Source organism: Methylorubrum podarium (assembly GCF_022179745.1).
Lineage (GTDB): Bacteria > Pseudomonadota > Alphaproteobacteria > Rhizobiales > Beijerinckiaceae > Methylobacterium > Methylobacterium podarium.
Genome location: NZ_BPRD01000343.1, coordinates 1 through 4,604, shown reverse-complemented (window position 1 = coordinate 4,604; position 4,604 = coordinate 1). Strand labels below are relative to the sequence as shown.

At 69.7% G+C, this 4,604-nt stretch carries 3 protein-coding genes; all 3 read right to left on the bottom strand.

Features of this window, described 5'->3' with window-relative positions; translation table 11 throughout:
- Positions 1 to 2,834: efflux RND transporter permease subunit (locus tag MFF42_RS16975; RefSeq protein ID WP_238256805.1), on the bottom strand; the 2,834-nt coding region annotated here is incomplete at its 3' end.
- A 14-nt stretch (positions 2,835 to 2,848) separates the two neighbouring features.
- Positions 2,849 to 4,198, bottom strand: coding sequence for an efflux RND transporter periplasmic adaptor subunit (locus tag MFF42_RS16970; RefSeq protein WP_012752978.1), 1,350 nt, complete (start codon positions 4,196 to 4,198; stop codon positions 2,849 to 2,851).
- Positions 4,199 to 4,332: 134 nt separating this feature from the next.
- Positions 4,333 to 4,604 (bottom strand): hypothetical protein (locus MFF42_RS16965; protein WP_238256804.1); only part of this gene is annotated, 272 nt, incomplete at its 5' end.

The following is a 4,604-nucleotide window of genomic DNA, read 5'->3' as shown; positions in this document are numbered from 1 at the left end:
GCCGCGATGCCGCCGGTCAGCGCCAGCGGCACGGCGCTGAACACCAGCAGCGCGTCCCGGGGCGAGCCCAGCGCCGAGTAGAGCAGCAGGAAGATCAGGGCGAAGCAGACCGGCACCACGATCATCAGGCGCTTGCGGGCCGAGGCGAGGTTCTCGAACTGGCCGCCCCAGGTCACGTCGTAGCCCGAGGGCAGCCGCACCTGGCTCGCGACCTTGGCCTGCGCCTCGGCGACGAGCGAGCCGATGTCGCGCCCGCGGACGTTCGCGGTCACGACCACCCGGCGCCGGCCGTTCTCGCGCGAGACCTGGTTCGGCCCTTCCGCGACGGAAAAACTCGCGACCTGCTTCAGGAGGACCGACGCGGCGCGCCCGTTCGGGCCGGGCGGCAGCGGCACCGGGATGTTCTCCAACGCCTCCCGGTTCTCGCGCACCTTGTCGCTGAGGCGCACGACGATGGGAAAGCGGCGGTCGCCCTCGAACACCAGCCCGGCGTCCTTGCCGCCGATGGCCGCCCCGATGACCTCCTGGACGGCGCCGGTGCTGAGCCCCAGCCGCGCCGCTTCCGCCTTGTTGATCTTGATCTCCAGGAAGGGCAGGCCCGCCGTCTGCTCGACCTTGACGTCCTCGGCCCCGTCGATGCCCCGCAGGATCTCGGCGATCTGGTCGGCCGCCTTCGTCATCGGCCCGAACTCCTCGCCGAACACCTTCACGGCGAGGTCGCCGCGGGCGCCCGCCAGCAGCTCGTTGAAGCGCAGCTGGATCGGCTGGGAGAACTCGAACACGTTCCCGGCCAGGGCGCCGACCGCCTTCTCGATCTTCTCCTGGAGCTCGGCCTTGGACAGGTCCGGGTCCGGCCACTCCTCCTGGGGCTTCAGGATCACGAAGGTGTCCGAGGAGTTCTGCGGCATCGGGTCGGACGCGACCTCGGCGGTGCCGGTCTTCGAGAAGACGTAGGCGACCTGCGGGAAGCGGCGGATCGCCTGCTCGATCTTGAGCTGCATCGCCTGCGACTGCGACAGCGAAGTCGAGGGGATGCGCAGCGCGTTCATGGCGATGCTCTTCTCGTCGAGCGTCGGGATGAACTCGGCGCCGAGCCGGGTGAAGAGCAGGCCGGCCCCGGCCAGCAGCAGCAACGCCGCGACGATGAACACCATCGGCGCCCGCACCGCCCCGGCCAGCACGGGCCGATAGGCCCATTTGAGGGCGCGGATGATGACATTGTCCTTCTCGGTGACGCGCCCGGTGATCACGATGGCGATCAGGGCCGGCACGAAGGTCAGCGACAGGACGAAGGCGGCGGCCAGCGCGATGATCACGGTCAGCGCCATCGGCTCGAACATCTTGCCCTCGACGCCCGTGAAGGTGAGGAGCGGCACGTAGACGAGGATGATGATCGCCTGCCCGTAGAGGGACGGCTTGATCATCTCCTCGGCCGAGGCCCGCACCGTGGCGAGGCGCTCCTCGGTGTCGAGGGTGCGACCGAGACCGTGCTGCTTCTCGGCGAGATGACGCAGGGCGTTCTCGGTGATGATGACCGCCCCGTCGACGATGAGGCCGAAGTCGAGGGCGCCGAGGCTCATCAGGTTGGCCGAGATTTTCGCCTCGACCATGCCGGTCATGGTCATCAGCATGGCGACGGGGATGACCAGCGCCGTGATGATGGCGGCCCGGATGTTGCCGAGCAGCAGGAACAGGATGACGATGACGAGGGCCGCGCCCTCCGCGAGGTTCTTGGCCACGGTCCTGATGGTGGCCTCGACCAGGAGCGTCCGGTTGAGGACCGTCTGGACCTCGACGCCGGGCGGAAGCGACTTGCGGATCTCCGTCATCTTGGCGTCGACCGCGGCCGCGACCGTGCGGCTGTTCTCGCCGATCAGCATCAGCGCGGTGCCGACGACGACCTCCTGCCCGTCCTCGCTGGCCGAGCCCGTGCGCAGGTCGCGCCCGATCCGGACCTCGGCGATGTCCTTGATCCGCACCGGCACGCCGCCGCGGGTGGTGACGAGGACGTTCTCGATCTCCCCCATGCTCTCCAGGCGCCCGGCCGCGCGCACGACGTAGCCCTCGCCGTTGTCCTCCAGGTAGCGGGCGCCCTGGTTGGCGTTGTTGGCCTCCAAGGCCCGCGCCACGTCGGAGAAGGAGAGGTCGAGGGCGGTGAGCTTCGTCGGGTCCGGCTGGACGTGGTACTGCTTCTCGAAGCCGCCGATGCCGTCGACGCCGGCCACGCCCGGCACGGTCTTGATCTGGGGCCGGATGATCCAGTCCTGCACCGTGCGCAGGTACGCGGCCCGCTCCAGCTCCGTCCTGAGCCGCTGGCCTTCCGGGGTCAGGTAGCTGCCGTCCGGTTGCCAGCCCGGCTTGCCCGCAGGCGACACCGTCCGCTCGTCCGGCTTCGCGTAGTGGATCGACCACATGTAGATCTCGCCGAGGCCCGTCGAGATCGGGCCCATGCGGGGCTCGGCGTCGGGCGGCAGGTCCTGCTTGACCTGGGACAGGCGCTCGGCGACCTGCTGGCGGGCGAAGTAGATGTCGAGCTTCTCCGCGAAGACCGCGGTGACCTGCGAGAAGCCATTTCGCGATAAGGACCGGGTGTATTCGAGGCCCTTGATCCCGGCGAGCGCGGTCTCGACCGGGTAGGTGACCTGCTTCTCGATGTCGATTGGCGAGAGCGAGGGCGCGACCGTGTTGATCTGCACCTGGTTGTTGGTGATGTCGGGGACCGCGTCGATGGGCAGCTTGGTCAGGGCGTAGCCGCCGAAGCCGGCGGCCAGCAGCGACAGCAGCAGCACCAGCCAGCGCTGGTGGACCGAGAAGTCGAGGATGCGGGAGATCATGGGCGGGCTCTCGCTCAGTCGTTGTCGCCGGTCGCGGCCTTGCCGAGCTCAGCCTTGAGGAGGAAGGAGTTGGCGACCGCGATCTCGTCGCCCGGCCTCAGGCCCGAGACGACCTCGTAAGCATCGTCGTCGGAGCGCCCGAGCTCGATCTCGCGCTTCTCGAAACCGGTGGCCGTGCGCACGAAGACGACCTTCTCGCCGGCGACGGTCTGGATCGCGGCCTTCGGAACCCGCACCTTGACCGCATCCTGGCCGACCTCGACCTCGGCGGTGACGAAGGTTCCGGGCCGCCAGGCCATGTCCCGGTTCGGCAGCCCGACGATGACGCGGGCGGAGCGTGTGTCCGGGTTCAGGATCGGGCTGACGAAGATCACCTTGCCTTCGGCCTGCTTGTCGGCGTCGCCCTGGCTCGGGGTGACCAGGACCCGCGCGCCTTCCTTGACCTTGGCCAGTTCGGTGGTTGGCACCGCCAGTTCGATCCAGACGGTGGACAGGTCTGCGACCGTATACAGGTCGTCCGGGTCGCCCTGACCGCCGACGTCGGTGCCGAGGTCGACCTTGCGCTCAACCACGCGCCCGCTCAGCGGTGAGCGCAATTCGTAGCGGCGCAGCGTCGAGGTGTTGGGCGTGGTCTCGTCCCGTTTGGCCGCGCTCGCCACCTCGGCGGCGTTGAGGCCGAGGGCGGAGAGCTTCTGCCGGGCGAGGTCGACGCGAAGCTGCGCCTCCGAATAGACGGCCTTGGCATTGAGGAAGGCCGATTCGGCCGAGATGCGCTTTTCCCAAAGCGCCTGCTGCCGATCGAAATTGGTCTTCTCAAGCTCTGCCTTCACTGAGGCGGTGAGATACTCGCTCTTGGCGTCCGCGACCTCGCGGCTGTCGAGCACCGCGACGACCTCACCCTTCACAACCTCCTCGCCCAGGCGCTTGCGCATCTCGGCCACAATCCCGACCACGCGCGCGGGCACCCGGGCGATCCGGTCGGCGTCCGGCGCGATGGTGCCGGGAACGAGAAGGTGGCGCGCGAGCGTGCCCCCCTCCACCGTCACGACCGTGATGTCCTGCCCGGAAACCTGCTCGGGCTGCATCTTGATCACGGTCGGCTCGGCCTCTCCCCCACCCTCCCCGTGCGGATGCTTGGCGGTCGCAGGCCCGGTCTCCGGCTTCGCCCCTCGCGGGCGGGGATGCTCGCCCGCGGGCTCCGGGACGTCGGTCTCGGAGGAGGGCTGACCGGCGGCGGGCGCCGGGTGGATCCTCGGGACCCCGACCGAGGCGAGGGCGTCCTGGACGAATTCGGACACGCGGGGAACGGCACCGCCGATGGCGATGCCGGTGGCCAGGATGACCACGGACAGGAGAATGCGCATTGAGCCTGACTCGACCGGGACGCCGCTTGCCCGCCTGCGCGGCGGTGACGGTCGATCCCGCATGTTCACGTAAGGTGATCGACTGGCCCGGCGGATCGCCGGGCGGCCCGTGCCACCTCGGTGGCGCGGTCACCTCAGGCGCGAGGAGGCCTCGACAGCCGGTCCGGCCAGGTCGACGCGAGCGCGCCGACGGACCGGGACCGGTTGGGCTGGGCAGCCGCCGCGGGCGCCGTCGGGGGAGCGGCGTCCGCGGTGATGGCCTGGTGGCAGCTGCAATGCACGTGACAGGTCACGCCCGGATCGGACGTGTCGGTCGCGGAGCCGTCGGCCGGCGCGACCACCGAGAGTTCCGTCCCGGCAGGTGCCTTGCCGTGGTACGCGAAATCGGCTGCCAGGCCCAGGTCGG